We start from the raw sequence: 961 nt of genomic DNA, 5'->3' as shown, positions 1-961 counted from the left end.
GCGATTAATGTTCCACAAGTAAGTAAACAGGTGAGCGAATGGAGCGATTCGAGTTCGGACTGACTTTTTGCAGCTTCTATCTATCTTCCTATCGCGGAAGCGATTAGGAGATGCGAAGCAAGAATGACAGGCTGGACCGAATGGCGCAGTAAGCGATTGCCTTGTTCATGCACACAAAAAAAGCGCTGCAGCAAGGAAACCCCGCTGCAACGCCTCTATTCTCTTATGCTTTTGCAAGCTTCGCGACTGCCTTCAGCGCGGCCATGATCTCCCGCTCTACTGCATCCGCAACTACATTCGTATGCGGATCATATTCGGCTGCCAGGTCGGAGTCGGCATAGCCGTCCAAAGCCACAATTGCGCCTGCGCGTACTCCGCGAAGAGCAGCAACAACATACAGCGCCGCGATTTCCATTTCAACAGCCAGCACGCCTGCTGCTTTGTATTGCTTATGCGGCACTTCGACAACGCCGTTGAAGAACACGTCCAGCGTCACTGTAATGCCTTTCTTCACGATGCCACCCTCAGCGGCAGCAGCTTCATATAGCGCTGTCGTTACGTCCGTGTCGGCAACGGCTGGGAAGCCGTTCGGCACGAGCTGGCTCGTCAAGCCTTCCGCGCGAACCGCAGCGGTGCTGACAATCAAGCTGCCGGCCGGATGATCGGCAGAGTAAGAACCTGCTGTGCCAACGCGGATCAGCGTTTTCACGCCGCCGCGAATGAGCTCCTCGAAGCAAACAGCAGCACCAGGGGAACCGACACCGTGGCTGACAACAGCAAGACGGACGCCATCATATTCGCCGACAAAGGTGCGGTATTCGCGGCTGAATGCCAACTCGCGGGCATTTGTCAGTTTACCCGCAATTTTCTCGGCACGGAACGGATCTCCGCAAACGATCGCAAATGACGGCAAATCTTCGGATTGAACCTGTAAAATAGACAACAGCATATTAATCAAACT

At 54.2% G+C, this 961-nt stretch carries 1 protein-coding gene; it reads right to left on the bottom strand.

What is annotated here, in order from left to right:
- Positions 1–223 precede the first annotated feature (223 nt).
- Positions 224–949 (bottom strand): nucleoside phosphorylase, encoded by a 726-nt coding sequence (locus TY10_RS28470; RefSeq protein ID WP_042171585.1) that lies wholly within the window; start codon positions 947–949, stop codon positions 224–226.
- Positions 950–961: the final 12 nt, after the last annotated feature.

The organism is Paenibacillus gorillae, assembly GCF_000513275.1.
Taxonomy (GTDB): Bacteria; Bacillota; Bacilli; order Paenibacillales; family Paenibacillaceae; genus Pristimantibacillus; species Pristimantibacillus gorillae.
Note: the sequence above shows the minus strand (reverse complement) of the source record. Positions and strands in the feature narration are given on the sequence as shown.